Source organism: Streptomyces chilikensis, assembly GCF_001642695.1.
Taxonomy (GTDB): domain Bacteria; phylum Actinomycetota; class Actinomycetes; order Streptomycetales; family Streptomycetaceae; genus Streptomyces; species Streptomyces chilikensis.
In genome coordinates, this window is the sequence record NZ_LWCC02000155.1 from 44079 (window position 1) to 64274 (window position 20196).

The following is a 20196-nucleotide window of genomic DNA, read 5'->3' on the forward strand; positions in this document are numbered from 1 at the left end:
GTTATTCCGCGCAGTGAACGACTGGAGGGGCGGCGCCGCTCAGACGCCGGCGGGCGCGGTCGCGAGGACGGTCCGCACCGCCGTGCGGATCTGCTGGTCGGTGAGGTCGGCGCGGGCGGTCAGCCGCAGCCGCGAGATGCCGTCGGGGACGGACGGCGGCCGGAAGCAGCCGACCAGCAGACCGGCCGCGCGGCAGTCGGCGGCCCAGCGCAGCGCCGCGCCGGGGGACGGCGCGCGCACCGAGACGACCGCGGCGTCCGGCCGGGTGACGGCCAGGCCCGCCGCCGCGAGCTCCTCGTGCAGGGCCGCCGCGACCTCCCGGACCCGGACGGCCAGGGCGGGTTCGCGTTCCAGGATCCGCAGGGCGGCCAGCGCGGCGCCGACGGCGGCCGGGGCGAGGCCGGTGTCGAAGATGAAGGTGCGGGCGGTGTTGACCAGGTGCTCCACCACCCGGGCCGGGCCGAGCACGGCGCCGCCCTGACTGCCCAGGGACTTGGACAGGGTCACCGTCGCCACCGTGTCCGGCGCGCCCGCGAGTCCGGCGGCGTGCGGCGCGCCGCGTCCGCCGTCGCCGAGGACGCCCAGGCCGTGGGCGTCGTCGACGAGCAGCGCGGCCCCGGTCTCGCGGCACGCCGCCGCCAGGGCGGTGAGCGGGGCGGCGTCGCCGTCGACGGAGAAGACGGAGTCGGTGACGACCAGGGCCCGGCGGCCCGGGTGGGCGGCGAGGGTTTTGCGCACGGCCTCGGGATCGGCGTGCGGCACCACGGCCGTCTCGGCACGGCTCAGGCGGCAACCGTCCACGAGGGAGGCGTGGTTGCCCGCGTCCGAGACGACCAGACCGTCCCGGTGGCCGCCCAGCGCGGTGAGCGCGGCGAGGTTGGCCGCGTAGCCGGAGGAGAACACCAGGGCGGCCTCGAAGCCGCAGAACCGGGCCAGTTCGCGTTCGAGTTCGGCGTGCAGGGCGGTGGTGCCGGTGACCAGCCGGGAACCGGTGGCCCCCGCTCCCCACCGGGCCGCCGCGGCCGCGGCCGCGGCGGTCACCTCGGGGTGGCGGGTGAGGCCGAGGTAGTCGTTGCCCGCGAGGTCCGAACCGCCTCCGCTCCCGGTCTCCCGGGGCCGCAAGGACCGCACCAGGCCCGCGCGTTCGCGACGGCGGGCCTCCTCGTCGATCCAGCCGAAGGGATCCTGGGAGGAGGGCTGCGGCATGGGGGTACCGGTCCTTGTCTCGCGGTTCACGTGCAACGGACCGACCCTAGCCGCAGTCGGCCCGTCACGAACTGTGGCCATCCACACACGCCGGCCGGCGTCTTCTTGTCCGTTTCCTTCTTGGCCGCGCCCGGCTCGTGGGCAAGGATCAAGGCATGGACCTGCTGGACGTGCTGGTGGAGAAGGGGCTCCGACGTGAGCCGCCTACCCGTGAAGAAGCCCTCGCCGTACTGGCGACCTCCGACGACGATCTGCTCGATGTGGTGGCCGCGGCGGGCCGGGTGCGCCGCCAGTGGTTCGGCCGCCGGGTGAAGCTCAACTACCTGGTCAACCTCAAGTCCGGCCTCTGCCCGGAGGACTGCTCGTACTGCTCGCAGCGGCTGGGGTCGAAGGCCGGGATCCTCAAGTACACCTGGCTGAAGCCGGAGGAGGCCGCCGAGGCGGCCGCCGCCGGGGTGGCGGGCGGCGCGAAGCGGGTCTGCCTCGTGGCGAGCGGCCGCGGCCCCACGGACCGGGACATCGACCGGGTGTCGCGGACCATCGAGGCCGTCAAGGACCAGAACGAGGGCGTCGAGGTCTGCGCGTGCCTCGGACTCCTCTCCGACGGTCAGGCCGAACGGCTGCGCGAGGCCGGCGCCGACGCGTACAACCACAACCTGAACACGTCGGAGAGCACCTACGGCGAGATCACCACGACGCACACGTACGCGGACCGCGTCGACACGGTCGAGAAGGCGCACGGGGCAGGGCTCTCGGCCTGTTCCGGCCTGATCGCCGGGATGGGCGAGTCCGACGAGGACCTCGTCGACGTGGTGTTCGCGCTGCGCGCGCTGGACCCGGACTCGGTGCCGGTGAACTTCCTCATCCCGTTCGAGGGCACCCCGCTGGCCGAGGAGTGGAACCTCACCCCGCAGCGGGCGCTGCGGATCCTCGCGATGGTCCGGTTCGTCTGCCCGGACGTCGAGGTGCGTCTCGCCGGCGGCCGCGAGGTCCACCTGCGCACGCTCCAGCCGCTGGCGCTGCACCTGGCCAACTCGATCTTCCTGGGCGACTACCTGACCAGTGAGGGCCAGGCCGGCAAGGCCGACCTGGAGATGATCGCCGACGCCGGGTTCGAGGTGGAGGGGACGGACACCCCGACCCTGCCGCGGCACCGCGCGGAGGGCGCCGGCGTGTGCGGCTCGGTGCGCGACGGGGAGGCGGCGGGCTGCGGCGGGAGCGCGGCGGGCTGCGGCGAGGACGCGGCGGGCTGCGGTCACGGACCGGCGGGCTGCGGCGGGCACTCCGGGGCCGGCCCCGCCGAGGAGCCCGTCGGGCAGGACGCCCCGGCCGCCGCGGCCTCGCCGCGGACCGATCTGGTGGCCGTGCGCCGGCGCGGAGCGGGAACGGATCTCGCACCCAATGCCTGACCTCGCACCGCCCGGCGGTGGGGCCGCGCCGCCGTCCCCGGCCGCACCGCCCGCCCCCGGCGCGCCGGGGGGCTCCGAGGCGCTGCTCGCCCTGGACCGGGCGCACGTGTGGCACCCGTACGGCCCGATGCCGGGCCGTACGGACCCGCTGCTCGTCGAGTCCGCCTCCGGGGTCCGGCTGCGCCTTGCCCGGGAGGCCCACGGGCAGCGCGAGTTGATCGACGCGATGGCCTCCTGGTGGTCCGCGGTGCACGGCTACAACCACCCGGTCCTCAACGAGGCCGCGACCGCCCAGCTCGGCCGGATGAGCCACGTGATGTTCGGCGGGCTCACCCACGAGCCGGCGGTGCGGCTGGCCACCCGTCTGGTGGAGATCACTCCCGGCCCGTTGCGGCACGTCTTCCTCGCCGACTCCGGTTCGGTGTCCGTCGAGGTGGCGCTCAAGATGTGCCTGCAGTACTGGCGTTCGCTCGGCCGCCCCGAGAAGCGCCGGCTGCTCACCTGGCGCGGCGGGTACCACGGCGACACCTGGCAGCCCATGTCGGTGTGCGACCCCGAGGGCGGGATGCACGAGCTGTGGCGGGGCGTGCTGCCCCGCCAGGTCTTCGCCGACGTGCCGCCCGCCGAGTGGGACGAGGCGTACGCGGGGCGCCTCGCCGACCTGATCGCCGCGCACGCCGGCGAGACGGCCGCCGTGGTCGTGGAGCCGGTCGTGCAGGGCGCGGGCGGCATGCGCTTCCACTCCCCCGCCTACCTGCGGGTCCTGCGCGAGGCCTGCGACGCGCACGACGTCCTGCTGGTCTTCGACGAGATCGCCACGGGCTTCGGACGGACCGGCGAACTCTTCGCGGCCGACCACGCCGGGGTCGCGCCGGACGTGATGTGCCTGGGCAAGGCCCTGACCGGCGGTTACCTGACGATGGCGGCGACCCTCTGCACCACCCGGGTCGCCGAGGGCATCTCCCGCGGCGAGGTTCCGGTGCTGGCCCACGGCCCGACGTTCATGGGCAACCCGCTGGCCGCCGCCGTCGCCCGCGCCTCCGTGGACCTGCTGCTCGGGCAGGACTGGCGGCGGGAGGTCCGGCGCATCGGGACGGGCCTGGGCGAAGGGCTGGCGGCCGCCCGCGAACTGCCGGGCGTGGCGGACGTCCGCGTCCTGGGCGCCATCGGGGTGGTCCAGCTGGACCACCCCGTCGACATGGCGGCGGCCACCGCCGCCGCGGTGCGCGAGGGGGTCTGGCTGCGCCCCTTCCGCGACCTGGTGTACGTCATGCCTCCGTACGTGACGGAGGACGACGACCTGGCCCGGATCTGCCGCGCGGTGTGCGCGGCGGCCGCGGCGGGATGAACAACGGTGAGGAATGCGAGGACCGGCATGTCAGTGATCGTCGTATCGGGCACGGGAACCGAGATCGGCAAGACCGTGGTCACCGCGGCCGTGGCCGCGCTGGCGGCGGCGGCCGGCCGTTCGGTGGCCGTGCTGAAGCCGGCCCAGACCGGTCTGGCGCCGGGTGAGCCCGGCGACGCGGCGGAGGCGGCACGCCTGGCCGGGGGCGCCGGGGCCCGGGACGTGGGGGCCGGCGGTACGCCCGGAACCGTCGGCACGCCGGGAGCCGTCACCGCGGTCGAACTGGCCCGCTATCCCGACCCGCTGGCCCCGGCGACCGCCGCCCGGCGGGCCGGCATGCCTCCGGTCCGTCCGGAGCAGGTCGCCGAGGCGGCCGAGAAGCTGGCCGCCGGACACGACCTGGTCCTCGTCGAGGGCGCGGGCGGCCTGCTCGTCCGCCTCGACGAACGCGACGCCACCCTGGCCGACGCCGCGGCGCTGCTCGGCGCGCCCGTCCTGGTCGTCGCCCCCGCCGGACTCGGCACCCTCAACACCACCGCGCTGACCGCCGAGGCACTGCGCTCACGGAAGCTGGAACAGCTCGGCGTCGTGGTCGGCAGCTGGCCCCGCGACCCGGACCTGGCGGCCCGCTGCAACCTGACCGACCTCCCCCAGGCGGCGGGGGCGCCGCTGCTGGGCGCGGTCCCGCAGGGCGCCGGGGCCCTGTCCCCGCGCGCCTTCCGGGAGGCCGCCGCGGACTGGCTGTCGCCCCGTCTGGGCGGCCGCTGGGACGCCGCGGCGTTCGTCGGCGCCCACGGAGCCCCGGACGGCGAACGGCTCTGACGGAATCGATCGGCCCAGGTCGTCCTGAACTCCATGTCCCCGACAACAACCGCGTGCCATCATCACGTTCCATGACGTCTGTGCCCTTCGTGCGCCCCTACCGGCCCTCCGACCGTCCGGCCGTCGGCCGCATCTGCGTCCTCACCGCCCATGACGGCGGCGACGCCACGCCGCACTACGCCGACCCGGAGATCCTCCCGGCGATCTTCGCCTACCCCTACGTCGACCGGGAGCCCGAGCTGGCGTTCGTCGTCGACGACGGCGACGGCGAGGCGGTCGGCTACATCGTGGGCACCGCCGACACTCCCGCCTTCGTCACCTGGTTCCGCGACCACTGGCTGCCCACCGTCGCCGGCGCCTACCCGCCCCCCGCGGTGAACGGCGCCGAGCCGACACCGGACGAGTCGATGGCCGCGCTCCTGCACCGCCCGGAACACATGGTGTGGCCCGAACTCTCGTCCCACCCGGCCCACTTGCACATCGACATCCTCCCGGCTCGGCAAGGTCTCGGCCTGGGGCGCGCCTTGATGGAGACGTACCTGTCCGCGCTCGACAAGGCGGGCGTCGAGGCGGTCCACCTCTGCATGTCCCAGGCCAACACCCGGGCCCGCGCCTTCTACGACCGCATGGGTTTCCAGGAACTCACGGTCCCCGACGACGGCCCGGTCCGGTACCTCGGCCGCCCCACGGCCCGCGCCTGAGCCCGAGCCGCGTCCCGTGGCCGTGCCCGGCGCCTGCCACGGCGACGACGGCTCGGCATCGCGTTGTCAGTGCCTCTCCATAAAGTGGAGACATCAGCTGGACGAACGACGGTCCACGCCGGGATTCGCGGTCCCGGAATTCCGCTGAACGGCACTGGCCAAGCCTTCATCAAGAAGCCGTATCCCCGCATGCCCGTTTCGCGGGCCCGGGGAGACGAACCGAAGGGAACCGACGCGATGAGCAGCACCACGGCAAAGGCCCGGCTCAAGAAGCACCTCGTCAACCACGTCGCCCTCGTCATCGACAAGTCCGGTTCGATGCAGGGGCATTCGGAGCAGCTCATCCGCGTCGTCGACGAGTTCGTGAAGGGCCTGAAGGAGGAGTCCGACCGCCTCGGCCACGAGACCCGCATCAGCCTGTACGCCTTCGACCACCTGGTCGAGAACCTCGTCTGGGACATGGACGTCAAGCACCTGCCGTCCATGCGCGGCCTGTACACCGTCGAGAACGGCGCGACCGCGCTGATCCAGGCGTCGGTGAAGGCGCTCGAGGACCTCGAGCACATCTGGGAGGAGTACGGCGAGCACAGCTTCCTCCAGGTCGTCGTCACCGACGGCGAGGAGAACGCCTCCGGCGCGGACACGACCGGCAGCCGTCACGACCACCTCCCCGACGGCCGCGCCCTCCTGGAGGAGTGGCGGAACAGGATCGCCGACAAGCTGAACAGCCTGCCGGACCACTGGACCTCGGCCATCATGGTGCCGAACTCCCTGGCCAAGCGCACCGCCCAGCAGTACGGCTTCCCCACCGGCAACATATCGATCTGGGACGCGGACTCGGCCCAGGGGGTCGAGGAGGCGATCGGCACCGTCAAGTCGGCCGCCACCAGGTTCCTCCGCGACCGCGAGCAGGGCGTCCGCGGCACCAGGAACCTCTTCGCCATGGGCCAGGACCTCAGCTCGGCCGACGTGAGGACCAACCTCCAGGCCCTGGACGCCGGCAAGTACGTCCTCATCCCCGTCGACGAGCAGACCGCCATCCGTGACTTCGTCACCGGCGCCGGCCACCCGTACAGGACCGGCTGCGCCTTCTACCAGCTCTCCAAGCGCGAGAAGATCCAGGCGAGGAAGCAGATCGCCGTGGCGGAGAAGGACCCGGTCACCGGCCGGATGACGGGCAAGGTCTTCACCGGCCCCGCCGCCCGTCAGCTCCTGGGCCTGCCGGCGACGGAGGTCACGGTCACGCCGGGCAGCAACGACGCCTACACCGTCTTCGTCCAGTCCACCTCGGTCAACAGGAAGCTGATCCCGGGCACCAAGCTGCTGGTCCTGCTCTGACCGGCAGCCGCCGCTCCGGACCCGGCCTCCAGGCCGCTCGCGTCCCTGGAGGCCGGTCCGCGTCCGTACCCGTGCCCGCTCCCGGTCAGGGCAGAAGGCCGTCCTGGTCCGGGTCGAGCCATTCGGCGAGCAGGACGGTGGCGTCGTCGACGAGGTGCCCGGCGTGCTGGTCGACGACGGCATGGACGAGCTGGCGCAGCGTCTCGTGGACCGTCAGGCCGTCGGCGTTGTGCCGCACGATGTAGTCGGTGAAGCGCTGGAGGCCGAACTCCTCGCCCTTGTCGTTCCGGGCCTCGACGATGCCGTCGGTGTACAGGATGATCCGGTCGCCGGGCTCCAGTTGCTCCCTGCTCACGGTCACCGGCAGCCCCAGCCCGGTGCCCATGGGCCCTGCCGGAGGGCAGTACAGCTCGCGGGACCAGCGCCCGGCGCGCAGCAGGACCGGCAGATGGTGACCGCGGTTGATCCAGGTCAGCGCCCCGGTCCGCATGTCGAGGTCGGCGAGGACGCCGGTGACGTACCGGCTGTGGCCGAACTGGGCGATCAGGGTGTCCTCGATCGCCCGCGACGTCCCGACGAGGTCGGCGCCCTGCCGGCGGGCGTTGCGACAGGCGCCGATGGCCATGTTGGCCGTCAGCCCCGCCGTGGCGTCGTGGCCCATCGCGTCGAACACGGCCATGTGGAGCACGCTGTCGGCCACGGCGTAGTCGAAGGCGTCACCGCCGACCTCGTAGGCCGGCTCCGACAACGCGGCGACGGTGGTCCCCGCGCCGGCGAACGCCGAGGGCGGGGTGAGGTGCCACTGCATCTCGGCGGACACGCTCATCGCCTCGGTCCGGACCAGTCGTGCGTAGGAGTCGCTGAAGGCCCTCTTGCTCAGCAGCAGCAACGCCACCACCGACGCCAGCGCGTACAGGGCGTCGCGCACGGCCTCGCCCTCCAGGTCGGTGTCCGCCCGCAGCACGCCCAGGCGTTCCACACCGTCGGTCACCGGCATCCACCAGCGGCGGAGGCCCGGCTCGTCGGGATGGCCGCCCGGCTCGGCGATCAGGTCGACCCGCCGGTAGGCGAGCCCCGGCACGGTCCCCCCGACGGCGTACTCCGTGCCTCCCCCGCCGGCGTCGAGCCCTCGGCCGGTGATCTGGCGCAGCACCTTGCCCTGGAGGTCCGCCACGAAGAAGACGACATCGCGCAGCCCCGCCGCCCCGGCGTGCTCGGCCACCATGCGGGGCAGGTCCTCCAGCCGTGCGATGTGGCTGGCCACCACCAGATCGACCAGTGCCCTGTTCAGCTTCGCCGCGTCGGTCACAGCACGCCTTTCCTTCCGCCCGTCTCCTCCCCGGCGACCCGCTGGGAGAGCCACGGACTGGCGAGTACCCGCAATCGTCCCGGAAATCTTCCGGCGGCGGCCCCTCCCCGCAGGGCTCCGCGGGCGATTCGCGGCCACTCGGCACCGGGCGGCGGAGGACCGGATCCCGCGGAGGGCCGGGTCCCGGACGCAGCCGGTGACGAGGACGCCCACGACGGCTGTGCGGCCGTCGACGAGTACGACGGCATGCCCGCGCTCCGGAACATGCTCCCGGTACCCCTCTCCGGTGTCCGCCCGCTCCCCCGCCCGACGCCGCCGTGGCCCGTGCCTCGCCGGTCACCGGGCACGGCCGGTCCGCCACCCCGATGGTGTCGCGCCGCTCCCACCGCCCCTCACACCCCGGACGACGGCCCGCCGGTCAGCACTGCCAGAGGAACGCGGCCTCACGGCACGGCCCGCAGGCGAAGGCGTACGCCATGCCGCACCCGCCGAAGTTCATCGCCGTGGCGTGGTGCGGTCCCTCCTCGAACTGGGCGACCAGGTCCATGTCCCGGCCGCATCCCCCGCACGACGGCGTCTCGTCGCCCTGCAGCCAGTCCGGTCGCCCGCCGAGCCTCCCCAGCACGTGCAGCACCTCCCGGCCGTCACCGCGCCCCCACTCCTGACGGGCGCCGTCGTAGTCGTCGAGGGACGAATCCGTCAGCCCGACGGCGTTGGCCGCACCGAGGTACAGCACTTCCTCGTCCTCCACCGCGGGCGCCGACAACGGCGCCAGTCCTTCCGCGGGGAGCAGGAAGGCCGCGTTCGCGCCGTCGGTCGCGCTCCACGCCTCGCACATGCCCGGGTCGGTCTGGCACATGAAGACCGCCAGGACGAGTTCGGCCCGGCCGTCCGCCCGCACCGTGGGCCGCGCCCGGTCGTCGAGCAGGACCTGAGCCAGGAACTGCATCGGCCCCCCGCACTCCGCGCACGTCGGCCACGCCGTTCCGGCGGGGGCCAGCGGCACTCCCCCGGTGCGGGTGACCAGCGCGTCCGGCTCCGCGGGGCCTGCGTACGTCATCAGCGTCGTCGCCATGCCCCGGACATTACGGCACACTGTTCCGCCGTCGGCCCGGGGGCAGGCCGAGGGCCGGTCAGGGGGGCTCCGCGTCCTACGCCACGCCCGCCCCGGCGCTCTTGAAGACCTGCCGCGCATGCCACTCGACGTGCTTCGGCCGCACCGCCGGCCGACCGGGGCGGGGTACGGCCACGGGCCGGCCGTGAAGCGCGTCCACCGCCCGTCCGGCCGGACTCCGGGCCACGTACGCCGGAGACACCTGGATGCGCAGATCGGGCAGGAGCCCCAGCACGCCGGCGTCGAAAAGTGTGTGGTGCAGCGAGCACAGTGCCAGTCCGTTGTCCACCTCGTCGGGCCCGTCCTGGCTGTGCCACCGGACGTGGGCGGCCTCGATGCCCACCGGGTTCCGCCCGAGCGCTCCGTCGAAGCCGCAGAAGGCGCACGCGTACGCGTAGGCGCGCAGCACCTCCTCCGCGAACCCGGCCCGCCGCCTCCGTCGCGTGCGCTCCGCCGACAGGTCCGCGACGCCGGTGAACTCCGCCGGGTCGAATCCGATCGCCTCGCAGATCACCGACTCGAGCGCGGTGGTGAAGTGCTGGTCCATCAGCAGCCGGACGGCCTGCCCCAGCACGCCGGGCTCGGCCAGCAGCACCTCCACCTCGGACCGCAGCCGGCCGTGGGCGCCGCGTTCCCGGAGCCAAGTCCTCCGCTCGGGAACGCCGGACCCGATCTCCCGTCCCTCCCGGTCACGGAGGTCCCACAGCTCCCGTTCCAGGTGAACGAACGGCATCGCCGCCCGCTGCCGGGCCGCGCCCGGGCTCTTCACCGCCGGCCCGAAGTCGTTGATGAGCCGGCTGACCGGCTCCTCCGCCTCCTCGTACGAGACGGCGCTGCTGCCCGTGCCGGCGAACCTCCCCAGCAGCCACAGCACCAGCAACGGCTTGTGCGGCGCCCGGCGGTCGCCGACCTGCGCCCGCCGCAGCGCGGTGAGCCGGCCCATCAGTTCTTCCCGCGTCATCGTCCCCCGCCCGACCTCACCCACGCCCCCTCCACAGTGTGCCTCCCGCGGACACCACAGTGACTTGGCGCGTCACCGTAGTCGCCCGGAGACCGCTCCTCACGTCGGCAGGTCACGCCCAGACGCCTCCCGCGACAGCATTTGGCCTTATAGTCTGACGATCTTTCTGCCATGGTTTCCAGAAAGGCAGTTCGGTGTCGATGCCGGACCCCTGACGGGTTCTCGGAGCGACGACGAGCGAACGATCCGGCGTCGGCCGGCCTCCACCCTGTTCCGACATCTCCCCCGGAGGATCCGTGGACGTAACCGCTCTCACCCACCCCGACAGACTGTGGTCGGTGGAGGAGGTGCTGACCAGCCCCGGCCCGGTGCCGGCGGCGGCCGGGGTCTACGGCTGGCACTTCGAAGAGCCGCCCCACCCCGCGCTGCCCGGCCGTCGGCTCCTCTACGTGGGCATGGCTCCCCGCTTCATGGCGACCCGGACCAGCACGCAGAACCTGCGGACCCGCGTGCGTTACCACTGCCGAGGCAACGCGGAGGGTTCGACCCTCCGGCTCTCGCTCGGCTGCCTGCTCGGCCTCGAACTCCGCCGAGTGGGCAGCGGTAAGCACATGACCTTCGGGCGGGAAGGCGAAGCCCGGCTCAGCGCGTGGATGGTGGACAACGCGCGCGTCTGCTGGGTGGAGCACGAGGAACCCACCGCCCTCGAGTCGCAGCTCATATCCCAGCTCGACCTTCCCTTGAACATCGACCAGAACAGCCACAACGGGTTCCACGGCCGGCTCAAAGGCATCAGGGCGGAAGCCCGGTCCAGAGCAAGGGAGTTGCCCATCGGCGAGTAGGCGGCCAACCCCGGTGCCTGACTGAGCTTGCTCCAGTTCGACGGACGCACCACCATGCCCAGCGACCGGCGGCTTCCTCGTGAGCAGCTTCTGCCTGTCGAGTCGGGCCTCGATCCGTTCCTCCGTGGACGGTGGAGGCACGTTCCGCATGACCGCCCGGGCGTACGCCTCGGTCTGCAGCAGTCCCGGAACCACCCGGCACTCGTACGTGCACAGGCTCACCGCCGTCGCTGTGGGGGGGCGCGCCGCGGCGGTCGTGCGGAAAGACCGTGTGGGCGCTCCTGCGGAAGTGACGGACGGGGGAACCACGGACGACCGAGTGCCCGTTGTCGCGCCGGGAATCTTCGGGGCCGGCACGCTCAGCGCGGGCCCTGGCGACGGACGCTGCTCGGCGACGGCCCGCCGGCACGGAGCCGGTCCCCCGAGGTGGCTCCCTCGCCGTCGGGCCGGGCGGACGCGTCCTTCGCCGCCCACAGCGCGGTGGCGATGAAGAGCACCTGCTCGGGGATCCGGAACCACAGCGGCGTGGCCGGGTCGCCGTTGGACGGTACGCCCTCGAGGGCGGCGTAGACGTTGGCGGGGAGGATCAGAACGAAGAACACGGCCAGCCCGATCCCCGCCAACGGGCGGGTCGAGGTCCGGACGAGCCCGGCGGCGCCGAGGAGTTCCAGCACGCCGGTGCCGAGGACGACCGCGGCGGGGAACGGCACGAAGGGCGGGATCATCGCCTCCATGTCGTCACGGCCGGGCATCACGGTGACGCCGGGCGGGGCGAAGTGCGCGGCCGCGGTGAAGACGAGCAGCACCGCCAGGCCGTGTGCGGCGCTGACCCGCCACGTGGCGAACCGGCCGACGCCCAGCGCGCCGAGCAGCCGGAACACCGCCGTGGGGACGACGAGCAACATCAGTGTCCCGAACATAAAAGTCCTTTCGGAGCAAAGGAGTTGAGGGAACTTTCCACTGGCAAGATAAGTTTGCTCCGTAATGTTGTCAACGGTAAGATCGCGCCCCATGACCGATCGCCCCTACCACCACGGGAATCTGCGCCGGGTCGCGCTCGCCGCGACGGCTGAGGCCATCGAGGCGGGGGGCGGCCCCGCCGCCCTCAGCCTGCGCGAGGTCGCCCGCCGCGCCGGCGTCTCCCACGCGGCCTTCAAGCACCACTTCGGCTCCAAGCCCGGCCTGCTCACCGCGCTGGCGACGGAGGGCTACGACCTGCTCGCCGACGCCCTCGCCGCGGCGGGTGACGACCGCGTCGAGGCCGGCGTGGCGTACGTCCGGTTCGCGGCCGGGCACCCGGCCCATTTCGAGGTGATGTTCCAGCCCGGCCTGTACCACGCCGACGACCCGGGCCTCCGCGCGGCGGAGGAACGGGCCGCCCGGGCGCTCACCGCGGTGCTCCCGGACTCGGCCGACCAGGACGCCAGACTGGCCGCCTGGTCGATCGTCCACGGCTTCGCCGGCCTGTGGCTGAGCGGGGCGCTGCCGGCGGACCCCGGCGCCGACGCGGGGGACGCCGCACGACCGGTCATCTCCCTGCTGACGCTCGCCCCGTGAGCCCGGCCCGCGACGGCCGCCGCGACGGTTCGGGCGGCTCCGAATCCGGAGCCGCCGGTCGCGGTCCCGGGGTGACCGCGAGCCCGCCCGCCGAGATCGCCGAGGTGCTCGCGCCGGCCCTGAACGCGGACGGCCCGGTCCACGCCGCGCCCCGCGGGCAGGTCCCGCACCTCGGCGTGGGGGCGCGCCGCGCGTGCGGGTGCGGCACCATTCACTTCGCGCTCGGCACCGGCGAGGCGGAGCCCGCGCCCACCGGCACCGGCACCGTCGTCACGGCCGCGGCGCGGTTGGCCACCGAGGCCGGTGAGCGCCCCGGGAAAGTTCCGCTCCTCACACGGGGCGGCTACCCGTCGTGGCTGGAGGCCTGCCCGTGGAGCGACGACAGCGAGGTGACGCCGCCCGCCGCGACCGGCCGGCTGCGGCACCGCCCCTGATCCGTACGGCCGGCGCTCAGCACCGCTCGCGCACCCATGCCGGATCAGGATTGGTGTGCGCCCGCCCCGCCACGACAACGGTGGGCACCGTCTCGTCGCCGTCGTTGGCCGCTCGCACCTCCGCCGCTCCGTCCGGGTCACGCCAGATGTCGACCCAGTGCAGCCGACGGGCGCTGCGGCCCAGGCGGACGCGCAGGCGGAGGCAGTACGCGCAGCCCGGCCGCCAGAAGACGACCGGCCGGCCGTCGGCCGCGCTGCGGCGGTGCGCTTCCGCGGCGCTGATCGACCGCGGGAAGACGAGAGGCGAGCTAGCGCCGGCGAGGAGCCCGAAGACCACCGCGAGCGTCACGGCGTCGCCGGGTTCCCCTCCGACGCACAGCGCGGTCGCGACGATTGAGCCGACGAGCACGAGGAGTGCCGGCAAGGTCCAGGGCCGTGACATGGAGCGGAGCCCAGCCGCAGGCCGGAGATTCGCCGTACGGGAGGGGGACGGCTCACGGCGGCCGGTCGCAGCACCCGGCGGACCTCCGCGGTCGTGCCCGGCCGGCGCGTACGGACGACCGGGCGCGGTCACCCCCGCCGCGTCGCGTCGCGCCGCAGGCGGACGATGCCGAACCATGCGGCGCCCAGCACGACCAGCAGCAGCGGCAGCGCACCGGGCTCGCCCTCCGTGACGATCATGACCGTCATCAGGGCGAGTCCGGCCACGGTGATCGCCACCGGCACGACCGTCCTCATCCTCAACGCCCTCCCTGGCCGGACCACACGTGAACCCGGTCACCGGAACCGGACGCTCGACAATCGAATATCGACTGATACCTATCGAATGTCAATAGCATCCGCTGTCGTCAACGTGCCTCCTCCAGAAGCTGCGGCCCGTTGCTGCGGGTGTTGTTCACGGCCGTGGAGACGGGGCGGGCGTTCAGGTTCCCGTCCGCGGGCCGGGTGAGCAGGGCGCGGAGGTGCTCGGTGTCGTCGTGGCGGGGGTCGAGCCACGCCTCGTAGTGGTCAAAGGTGAGGGCGAGCGGCATGCGGGGGTGGACGCGGCCGGCCGCGTCGGTGGCCTCGGTGGTGATGATCGTGCAGGTCAGCAGCCACGCGGCGGGGTCGTCCCGGTCCTTGACCTCCGGGTTCCGCCAGTACTCGTACAGGCCGGCGAGGGCCATCACCTGGCCGTCGGCGGGGTGGATGAAGTACGGCTGCTTGCGGACCTTGCCCGTGGCCTCGTCCTTCAGTTGCTGCCACTCGTAGAAGCCATCCGCCGGGAGCAGGCAGCGGCGGCGCGCGAAGGCGCGGCGGTAGGCCGGCTTCTCGTGCACGGTCTCCACCCGGGCGTTGATCATCCGGGAGCCGATCTTCGGGTCCTTCGCCCAGGAGGGGACCAGACCCCATCGCGGCGTCCGCAGTTCCCTGCGCGCCGGCGCCTCGCCCTCCTCGTCCTCCTCCCCGCGGTCTGCCCGCTCGAGGACGGCGTAGACCTCGTTGGTGGGGGCGACGTTCCAGTTCTGCTCCAGCGTCTCCTCCGGGCTCCATCGCGCCACGTCGAAGATCCGGGTCAGTTCCTGAGGGCTACGGGTGGAGACGTAACGGCCGCACATGACTCCACTGTGGCACGGTCCGCCCCGGGAACGGTGGCGGCGTTCCGGGACGGCCGCGGCCGGGCGCCGCGGCGCGGGTGTCCGCGCGGGCCCGGATGCGGGCCGCACGGCGCGGCAGGACAATGGAAGGGCGCGCGGGCGGTCGTCCGCCCCGCGCCGACATTTCGAGCGCGAACGGCCGTCGCGCCACGAGCCCGCTTCCCCAGCCGGACATCGCGTGCACCTCTGTCCGTCCGCTGCTCGTGGACTCCCGACCGAGGTGTTGCATCATGGCCACGACCGACACCGGCGGCATCACCGGCGCCATGGGCGCGTGGGACCGGGCCGCGCTGGAGAAGCTGCGCGAGACGATGCGGGGCGAGGTGGTCGCCCCCGGGGACACGGATTACGACGAGGCGCGCAGCGTCTACAACGCGATGATCGACAGACACCCGGCCGCGGTCGCGCGGTGCGTGGACGTCGGCGACGTGCGGACGGTGCTGTCGCTGGCCCGGGACACCGGCGCGGAGCTCACCGTGCGCGGCGGCGGACACAGCGGGCCGGGCCTGGGCGTCGCCGACGGCGCGGTCACGCTCGACCTGTCGCCGATGCGCTGGGTCAGGGTGGATCCGCAGGCGCGCACCGCACAGGTGGGCGGTGGCAGCCAACTCGGCGACCTCGACCACGCGGCCCACACGTTCGGCCTGGGCCTGCCGTCCGGGATCAACTCGACCACCGGGGTGAGCGGCCTGACCCTGGGGGGCGGACACGGCCATCTCACCCGCAGGTTCGGCCTGACCATCGACAGCCTGCTCTCCGCCGACGTGGTGCTCGCCGACGGTTCGTTCGTGACCGCCTCCGAAGACGAACACCCGGACCTGTTCTGGGCGTTGCGGGGCGGCGGCGGCAACTTCGGAGTGGTCACCGGGTTCACCTTCCGGCTGCACCAGGTGGACACGGTGACGGTCGGCCTGACGGCGTGGCCCGTCGACCGCGTCTCCGACGTGCTGCGCTGGTACCGCGAGTTCCTGCCGGCCGCGCCGGAGGAACTCAGCGGCTTCTACGCCGCGATGACCGTGCCGCCCGGCCCGCCCTTCCCCGAGGAGATGTACGGGCGGACCGTGTCCGCGGTGGTGTGGTGCTGGTCCGGGGAGCAGGAGGGCGACCGCCTGGACCGGTTGCTCGCCGCCGTGGACGAACCGGCGCCCCCGGCCTTCCACTTCACCGCCCCCATGCCGCTGCCCGCCCTGCAGAGCATGTTCGACGCCCTGCTGCCCAAGGGCCTGCAGTGGTACTGGAGGGGTGACTTCTTCGACGGCGTCCCCGACGCCGCCGTGGAACTGCACCAGCGGTTCGGGCAGGACATCCCCACGGACCTGTCGACGATGCACCTCTACCCGGTCGACGGCGCGGCCCACCGGGTGGGCGCCGACGACACCGCCTGGGCCTACCGGGACGCCGTCTGGTCCGCCGTGTACGCCGGCATCGACCCCGACCCGGCCAACGCGGGCGCGTTGCGGCGGTGGTGCACGGACTACTGGGAGGCGCTGCACCCGTACTCGATGGGCGGCGGCTACGTGAACTTCATCGGCGAGCACGAGGGGACGGAGCGGGTGCGGGCGACGTACCGGAGCCACTACGACCGGCTGGCCGCGGTGAAGCACGCCTACGACCCGGAGAACCTCTTCCACCGGAACCAGAACGTCGCGCCCGCGGCGGCGTAGGCACGCCGCCCGGGACGCCGGTCCGCCCGCCGGTCACTCCGCCAGCGGCTGGATGGCCAGCTTGAACTCGGCGAAGGTCAGGTTGATCGGGGTTCCGGCGTTGTGGGTGACCCGGACGGCGAGGGGCACACCGGGGTTGCAGACGATGCCCCAGACCTTCGTCCAGTACTCGCCGCCGACGGTGGGGGCCCTGTGCTCGGTCGCCGTGGTGTCCACGGGACCGGCCAGTTCCAGCGGGTCGCGGGCGAACTGGTCGCGGTACTCCGTGGCCCCGGTGGGCTCGGCCCACTGCAGCATGGCGTACAGATGCCCCCACCCGCGCACGGTCGGCCAGATCAGGCCCGACCGGTCGTCGCTCGCCCAGTCGGTCACGGTGCGGCCGTCGGGCTGCACGGCCTGGTGCATGCCGTGCGGGTCGGTGGATTCCGCGGAACCGAACGGGAACCGGACGACCTGGTAGGCGGTGCCCGGCTGGACGGACTGCGGGACGCTCGTCTTCAGCGAGCACAGGTGGATACCGGGGTGCGGCTGCGTGCTGGTGGTCAAGGCTGGCTCCCGTTCGCTGGACGATGGCTCGCTCCGGCCCTTCGCCGGGCCGACCGCCCGGCCTCACAGACGTTATGGGCCGCCACCGTCCGTGCCAACGGGGCGGACCGGGCGGGAAGTTCCGTTCGCGGTCGTGGAGAGGCGTGCCGTCCCGGCGCGCGCGCCGGTTCCCGGGACGGGCGGGGCCGGGGCCGGACGCGCTCGGGGACGACGCCGGCGCCGGTGTCCGCGCCGGTGGCACGGACGGTGGCCCGCGCTTCGCTCACGCCGGGCCGCACCTGCGGCGCAGGATTTCCACACCGTCGCCCCGGAGGTCGTCGCAGTGGACCGCGCGGCCGGTCATCGCCATCGTCAGGGCCAGTGTCGGGCCCTTCACCACCGGCCCGGCGCCGGTGGTGAAGGGGCCGTCGTCGGCGACCAGCCGCAGTCCGCCGATGCGCCCCTTGGCCATGACCACGAGGTCGGAGCCGGAGTAGTACCGGGCGACCTCGGTGACGGTCTCGATCGGGTGGTCGTGCCGGATCCCCAGCGGGCGTCTGATGTCCTCGCCGTGCACGACGGTCTCGCCCAGCATCGCCACGGCGGGGAGGGGCGGTTTGGTGGTGCTCGGGACCGCCCTTCGGAACCGGTCGAGGGTCGCGGCCGGGGTGGCGCCCAGTTGTTCGGCCAGTCGCACGGACACCTGCTTGTCGAAGTCGAACCGGCAGCGGATCACTCCGGCCAGCCAGCGCACGGCATTGAGGCTCGCGCCGGCGGTGAGGTGGGCGAGGACCTCGCGGACCGTCAGCCCCGCGCAGAGCGACGGGGTGGCCCATCCTTCGTCGGTCAGGTCCGCGAGGTCGGCCGCCAGGGCCGCGCGTTCGGCGTGTATCGAGGGCCAGACTCCGCTGCCGCGGTTGCGGCCGGCGGTGGGTTCGGGGGCGGTCATGGGGAGGGCTCCTGTCACGTGTCGTGCTCCACGGACCCGCCGGCCGCGGTCGCGGGCGACCTGCGGGAGTGAGGTCGATCATGGAGGAGACTCCGGCCGCGGGGAAAAGTGATCGCCCGGGGCGGTGCCCGCCGGAGCCGGCCAGGTCCCCCGCCGCGCTGTCGCGGCGGGGGACCTGGCCGCGCCTCGGCCGTCCCGCTCAGGAGGGGTACGGCAGCAGGTCCGCGTCGGTGGTCTCCCAGGCGGTCCTCAGGTCGGCCAGCAGTTCGGGGTGTTCCTTCGCCAGGTCGGCCTGCTCGCGCTGGTCGGCGGCCAGGTGGTACAGGTGGTCCCTGCCGGCCGTGTCCCGGTAGTACTTCCAGTCGCCGCGGCGCAGCGCCCGGTTGCCGCGGACCCGCCAGAACAGGTCGCGCCGGGGCGCCCGTTCGCCCCGCAGCAGGTAGCCGGCGAAGCTGTGGCCGTCGAGAGGGTAGGCCGGATCGGGCCGGGCGCCGCCCAGTTCCAGCAGCGTCGCCGTCCAGTCCGGGGAGTACACCGGCTCGTGGCTGACCTGGCGGGCGCTGATCCGGTCCGGCCAGCGGAGGATGGTCGGCACCCGGATGCCGCCCTCGAGGAGCTGCGCCTTGGCGCCGCTGAGCGGCCACTGGTAGGAGAAGCGCTCTCCGCCGTTGTCGCTGGCGAAGACGACGACCGTGTGGTCCTCCTGGCCGGAGCGCCGCAGCGCGTCGAGCACCTTGCCGACCGAGGCGTCGAGGTTCTCCACCATCTCCTTGTACTTCTCCACGGATCCGCCGTCGTCGTGCCTGAGGGCGCCCAGGACGTCGCCGGAACGGATCCGGTCGGCGATGCCGGCGGCGGCCTCCTCGTCCTTCTCGCCGGTCCAGGGCCAGTGCGGGGTGGTGAAGTTGAGGTTGAGCAGCCAGGGCCGCTCGTGCCTGCGGCCGATGTGGTCGACCGCGCGCTCGGTGAGGACGGTGGTGTAGTAGCGGAGGTCCTTGTAGGTGGCGTCGCCTTCGTAGAGGTCGTAGTCGCCGAGCTGGCCCAGCTTGGAGAAGTACTCGAGCGCGCCGCCGAAGTTGCCGAAGAACTCGTCCCATCCCGACTTGGTGGGGCTGTGGTCCGGCAGCCAGCCGCAGTGCCACTTGCCGATCAGCGCGGTGTCGTAACCGGCCTTCTTCAACAGGGACGCCAGGGTGGGGTGGTGGGGGTCCAGGCCCTGGGTCCGGTTGCCGATGGGCTCGGCCAGGCCGCCCTTCGTGCGGCCGGGGAAGCGGCCGGTGTAGAGGCTGAACCGCGTCGGGGAGCAGGTGGCCGACCCCGAGTAGGCGTCGGTGAAGCGCACCCCCTGGGCGGCGAGCCGGTCCAGGTGCGGCGTTCTGATGTGCGGGGCGCCGTACGAGGAGAGGTCGGCCCAGCCGAGGTCGTCGGCCAGGATGAACAGGATGTTGGGCCGCCTCCCGGAGCCGGAGCCGGGACGGGCGCGGAACGGCCGCTCGGCGGGGGAGCCCGCCGCCGGGGCGGCTTCGGCGGTGGCGGCGGTACCGGCGACGGCGCCGGCGGCGCCCGCTCCGACCAGACCGGTGAAGGCACGACGGGATATTTCGGGCATGCGGAATCCTCCGGAGGGCGCGCCCGTGGTGGTGGGCGCGTCAGGGTGAACGAGGTGGACGGGAGGGAACCGGGTGCGGCGGGGCGCACCGCGGCAAGGGGTGCCAAGGGCCGGCGCGTGACCGGAACGACGGGTACGACGGGACGCGGGCCTCAGGCCGGGTACGGAAGCCGCTTCAGGGACCCGCGTTCCCGGCGCCGGCACGCGGGGCGCCGGAGCGGGAAGCCCGGGAGCACCGGCAGCACGCCGGGACACCGCGGGCACGTCGTCCCGGCGGACGCCGGCGCGGCCGCCGGACGCCCGCGGACGGGGCGTGCGGCACCGCGGCGGGGAAACGGGAGAGGGGCCCGGAAATCAGTGACGGATGGTCAGCGACAGATGGCGCTGGACTGGCGGCACAGGTCGACGTGTCGCCGCGCGACGAGCGCGACGAGCGCCTGCGGATGATCGGCGACGGGCCTCATGGGCGGGGACGATGCCAGGGGACGGCGGGCGGGTCAACCGGGTGTCCAGCGGCTGGGACACACGGGTTGGTGCGGGCGGTGCGGCATCCGCCCCGGCCCGGTCGAGGCGGCGGTCGCCGCCGGGTCCGGCGGCCCGTCTGGGAGGATGGGCACCGTTCTCGGGACACCGTCGTACGGGGTGGGGGTGTCCGTCGGCCGACAGGAGTGAACGGTGTCCGCACAGCACGGAAGGCCCTCGTCCGCGGGAGGGCGCGAGCGGCCCTCCGCGACCGCCGGACAGGGGCGTCCGCGTCGGACGGACCGGCGG

General features: G+C 73.6%; 21 protein-coding genes and 1 pseudogene. 9 read left to right on the forward strand and 13 right to left on the reverse strand.

Annotation, left to right across the window (positions count from 1 at the left end; genetic code table 11):
- Window positions 1-39: 39 nt before the first annotated feature.
- A complete protein-coding gene (locus tag A2U95_RS29745; RefSeq protein WP_166028729.1) occupies window positions 40-1206 on the reverse strand; it encodes an 8-amino-7-oxononanoate synthase in 1167 nt (388 codons plus the stop codon).
- Window positions 1207-1361: 155 nt separating this feature from the next.
- Between A2U95_RS29745 and bioB the strand changes: the two genes are divergently transcribed.
- The 5 genes from bioB (at window position 1362) to A2U95_RS29770 (ending at window position 6824) form a co-directional block, all read left to right on the forward strand.
- Complete coding sequence (bioB, locus tag A2U95_RS29750; RefSeq protein ID WP_166028731.1) at window positions 1362-2615, forward strand: biotin synthase BioB; 1254 nt, start codon at window positions 1362-1364, stop codon at window positions 2613-2615.
- On the forward strand, window positions 2608-3963 hold the full coding sequence (locus A2U95_RS29755; RefSeq protein ID WP_240958356.1) for an adenosylmethionine--8-amino-7-oxononanoate transaminase: 1356 nt from the start codon (window positions 2608-2610) through the stop codon (window positions 3961-3963). The genes bioB and A2U95_RS29755 overlap by 8 nt, the downstream gene beginning before the upstream one ends.
- Before the next feature lie 27 nt (window positions 3964-3990).
- The gene (bioD, locus tag A2U95_RS29760; protein WP_166028733.1) at window positions 3991-4785 is read left to right on the forward strand and encodes a dethiobiotin synthase; all 795 of its coding nucleotides are present in this window, start codon (window positions 3991-3993) and stop codon (window positions 4783-4785) included.
- Window positions 4786-4856: 71 nt separating this feature from the next.
- Window positions 4857-5486 carry a GNAT family N-acetyltransferase gene (locus A2U95_RS29765; protein WP_166028735.1) on the forward strand — a complete coding sequence of 210 codons (630 nt, stop codon included), beginning with the start codon at window positions 4857-4859 and terminating at the stop codon, window positions 5484-5486.
- Window positions 5487-5723: 237 nt separating this feature from the next.
- The gene (locus A2U95_RS29770) at window positions 5724-6824 is read left to right on the forward strand and encodes a vWA domain-containing protein (RefSeq protein WP_166028737.1); all 1101 of its coding nucleotides are present in this window, start codon (window positions 5724-5726) and stop codon (window positions 6822-6824) included.
- Between the two features lie 85 nt (window positions 6825-6909).
- On the opposite strand, the gene A2U95_RS29775 is transcribed toward A2U95_RS29770, so the two are convergent.
- The 3 genes from A2U95_RS29775 to A2U95_RS29785 form a co-directional block, all read right to left on the reverse strand.
- Window positions 6910-8133 (reverse strand): PP2C family protein-serine/threonine phosphatase, encoded by a 1224-nt coding sequence (locus A2U95_RS29775; protein WP_166028739.1) that lies wholly within the window; start codon window positions 8131-8133, stop codon window positions 6910-6912.
- A gap of 418 nt (window positions 8134-8551) precedes the next feature.
- Window positions 8552-9208, reverse strand: a complete 657-nt coding sequence (locus A2U95_RS29780) for a DUF1963 domain-containing protein (protein ID WP_166028741.1) — start codon at window positions 9206-9208, stop codon at window positions 8552-8554.
- Between the two features lie 76 nt (window positions 9209-9284).
- Window positions 9285-10208, reverse strand: a complete 924-nt coding sequence (locus tag A2U95_RS29785) for a phosphorothioated DNA-binding restriction endonuclease (RefSeq protein WP_166028766.1) — start codon at window positions 10206-10208, stop codon at window positions 9285-9287.
- A 296-nt stretch (window positions 10209-10504) separates the two neighbouring features.
- On the opposite strand from A2U95_RS29785, the gene A2U95_RS29790 reads away from it, so the two are divergent.
- The gene (locus tag A2U95_RS29790; protein WP_166028743.1) at window positions 10505-11050 is read left to right on the forward strand and encodes a GIY-YIG nuclease family protein; all 546 of its coding nucleotides are present in this window, start codon (window positions 10505-10507) and stop codon (window positions 11048-11050) included.
- 75 nt (window positions 11051-11125) lie between these two features.
- Here A2U95_RS29790 and A2U95_RS33910 read toward each other — a convergent pair.
- Window positions 11126-11524, reverse strand: a pseudogene (locus A2U95_RS33910) (Scr1 family TA system antitoxin-like transcriptional regulator); the annotation flags it as partial.
- The gene (locus A2U95_RS29800) at window positions 11410-11970 is read right to left on the reverse strand and encodes a DoxX family protein (RefSeq protein ID WP_166028745.1); all 561 of its coding nucleotides are present in this window, start codon (window positions 11968-11970) and stop codon (window positions 11410-11412) included. The pseudogene A2U95_RS33910 and the gene A2U95_RS29800, both read right to left, overlap by 115 nt.
- Window positions 11971-12061: 91 nt before the next feature.
- On the opposite strand from A2U95_RS29800, the gene A2U95_RS29805 reads away from it, so the two are divergent.
- Both A2U95_RS29805 and A2U95_RS29810 read left to right on the forward strand, forming a co-directional pair.
- Window positions 12062-12607: a TetR/AcrR family transcriptional regulator gene (locus A2U95_RS29805; protein WP_166028747.1), complete on the forward strand. Its 546-nt coding sequence runs from the start codon at window positions 12062-12064 to the stop codon at window positions 12605-12607.
- A 71-nt stretch (window positions 12608-12678) separates the two neighbouring features.
- Window positions 12679-13041 carry a hypothetical protein gene (locus A2U95_RS29810; RefSeq protein WP_166028749.1) on the forward strand — a complete coding sequence of 121 codons (363 nt, stop codon included), beginning with the start codon at window positions 12679-12681 and terminating at the stop codon, window positions 13039-13041.
- A gap of 16 nt (window positions 13042-13057) precedes the next feature.
- Here A2U95_RS29810 and A2U95_RS29815 read toward each other — a convergent pair whose 3' ends face one another.
- The 3 genes from A2U95_RS29815 to A2U95_RS29825 all read right to left on the reverse strand — a co-directional run bounded on the left by A2U95_RS29815 (window position 13058) and on the right by A2U95_RS29825 (window position 14639).
- The gene (locus A2U95_RS29815; protein ID WP_166028751.1) at window positions 13058-13483 is read right to left on the reverse strand and encodes a glutaredoxin domain-containing protein; all 426 of its coding nucleotides are present in this window, start codon (window positions 13481-13483) and stop codon (window positions 13058-13060) included.
- Window positions 13484-13611: 128 nt separating this feature from the next.
- Window positions 13612-13779 carry a hypothetical protein gene (locus tag A2U95_RS29820; protein ID WP_166028752.1) on the reverse strand — a complete coding sequence of 56 codons (168 nt, stop codon included), beginning with the start codon at window positions 13777-13779 and terminating at the stop codon, window positions 13612-13614.
- A gap of 110 nt (window positions 13780-13889) precedes the next feature.
- Window positions 13890-14639, reverse strand: a complete 750-nt coding sequence (locus tag A2U95_RS29825) for an SOS response-associated peptidase (RefSeq protein WP_166028754.1) — start codon at window positions 14637-14639, stop codon at window positions 13890-13892.
- 269 nt (window positions 14640-14908) lie between these two features.
- Here A2U95_RS29825 and A2U95_RS29830 point away from each other — a divergent pair, with 269 nt between their 5' ends.
- Window positions 14909-16342 carry an FAD-binding oxidoreductase gene (locus tag A2U95_RS29830; protein ID WP_420857074.1) on the forward strand — a complete coding sequence of 478 codons (1434 nt, stop codon included), beginning with the start codon at window positions 14909-14911 and terminating at the stop codon, window positions 16340-16342.
- Between the two features lie 33 nt (window positions 16343-16375).
- Here the strand turns inward: A2U95_RS29830 and A2U95_RS29835 are convergent, their stop codons facing one another.
- The 4 genes from A2U95_RS29835 to A2U95_RS33915 form a co-directional block, all read right to left on the reverse strand.
- Window positions 16376-16888, reverse strand: coding sequence for a hypothetical protein (locus A2U95_RS29835; RefSeq protein WP_166028756.1), 513 nt, complete (start codon window positions 16886-16888; stop codon window positions 16376-16378).
- 262 nt (window positions 16889-17150) lie between these two features.
- A complete protein-coding gene (locus A2U95_RS29840; protein ID WP_166028758.1) occupies window positions 17151-17816 on the reverse strand; it encodes a maleylpyruvate isomerase family mycothiol-dependent enzyme in 666 nt (221 codons plus the stop codon).
- A gap of 199 nt (window positions 17817-18015) precedes the next feature.
- Window positions 18016-19425 carry a sulfatase family protein gene (locus A2U95_RS29845; protein WP_166028760.1) on the reverse strand — a complete coding sequence of 470 codons (1410 nt, stop codon included), beginning with the start codon at window positions 19423-19425 and terminating at the stop codon, window positions 18016-18018.
- Window positions 19426-19793: 368 nt separating this feature from the next.
- Window positions 19794-19889, reverse strand: a complete 96-nt coding sequence (locus tag A2U95_RS33915; RefSeq protein WP_359270157.1) for a putative leader peptide — start codon at window positions 19887-19889, stop codon at window positions 19794-19796.
- Between the last annotated feature and the right edge of the window lie 307 nt (window positions 19890-20196).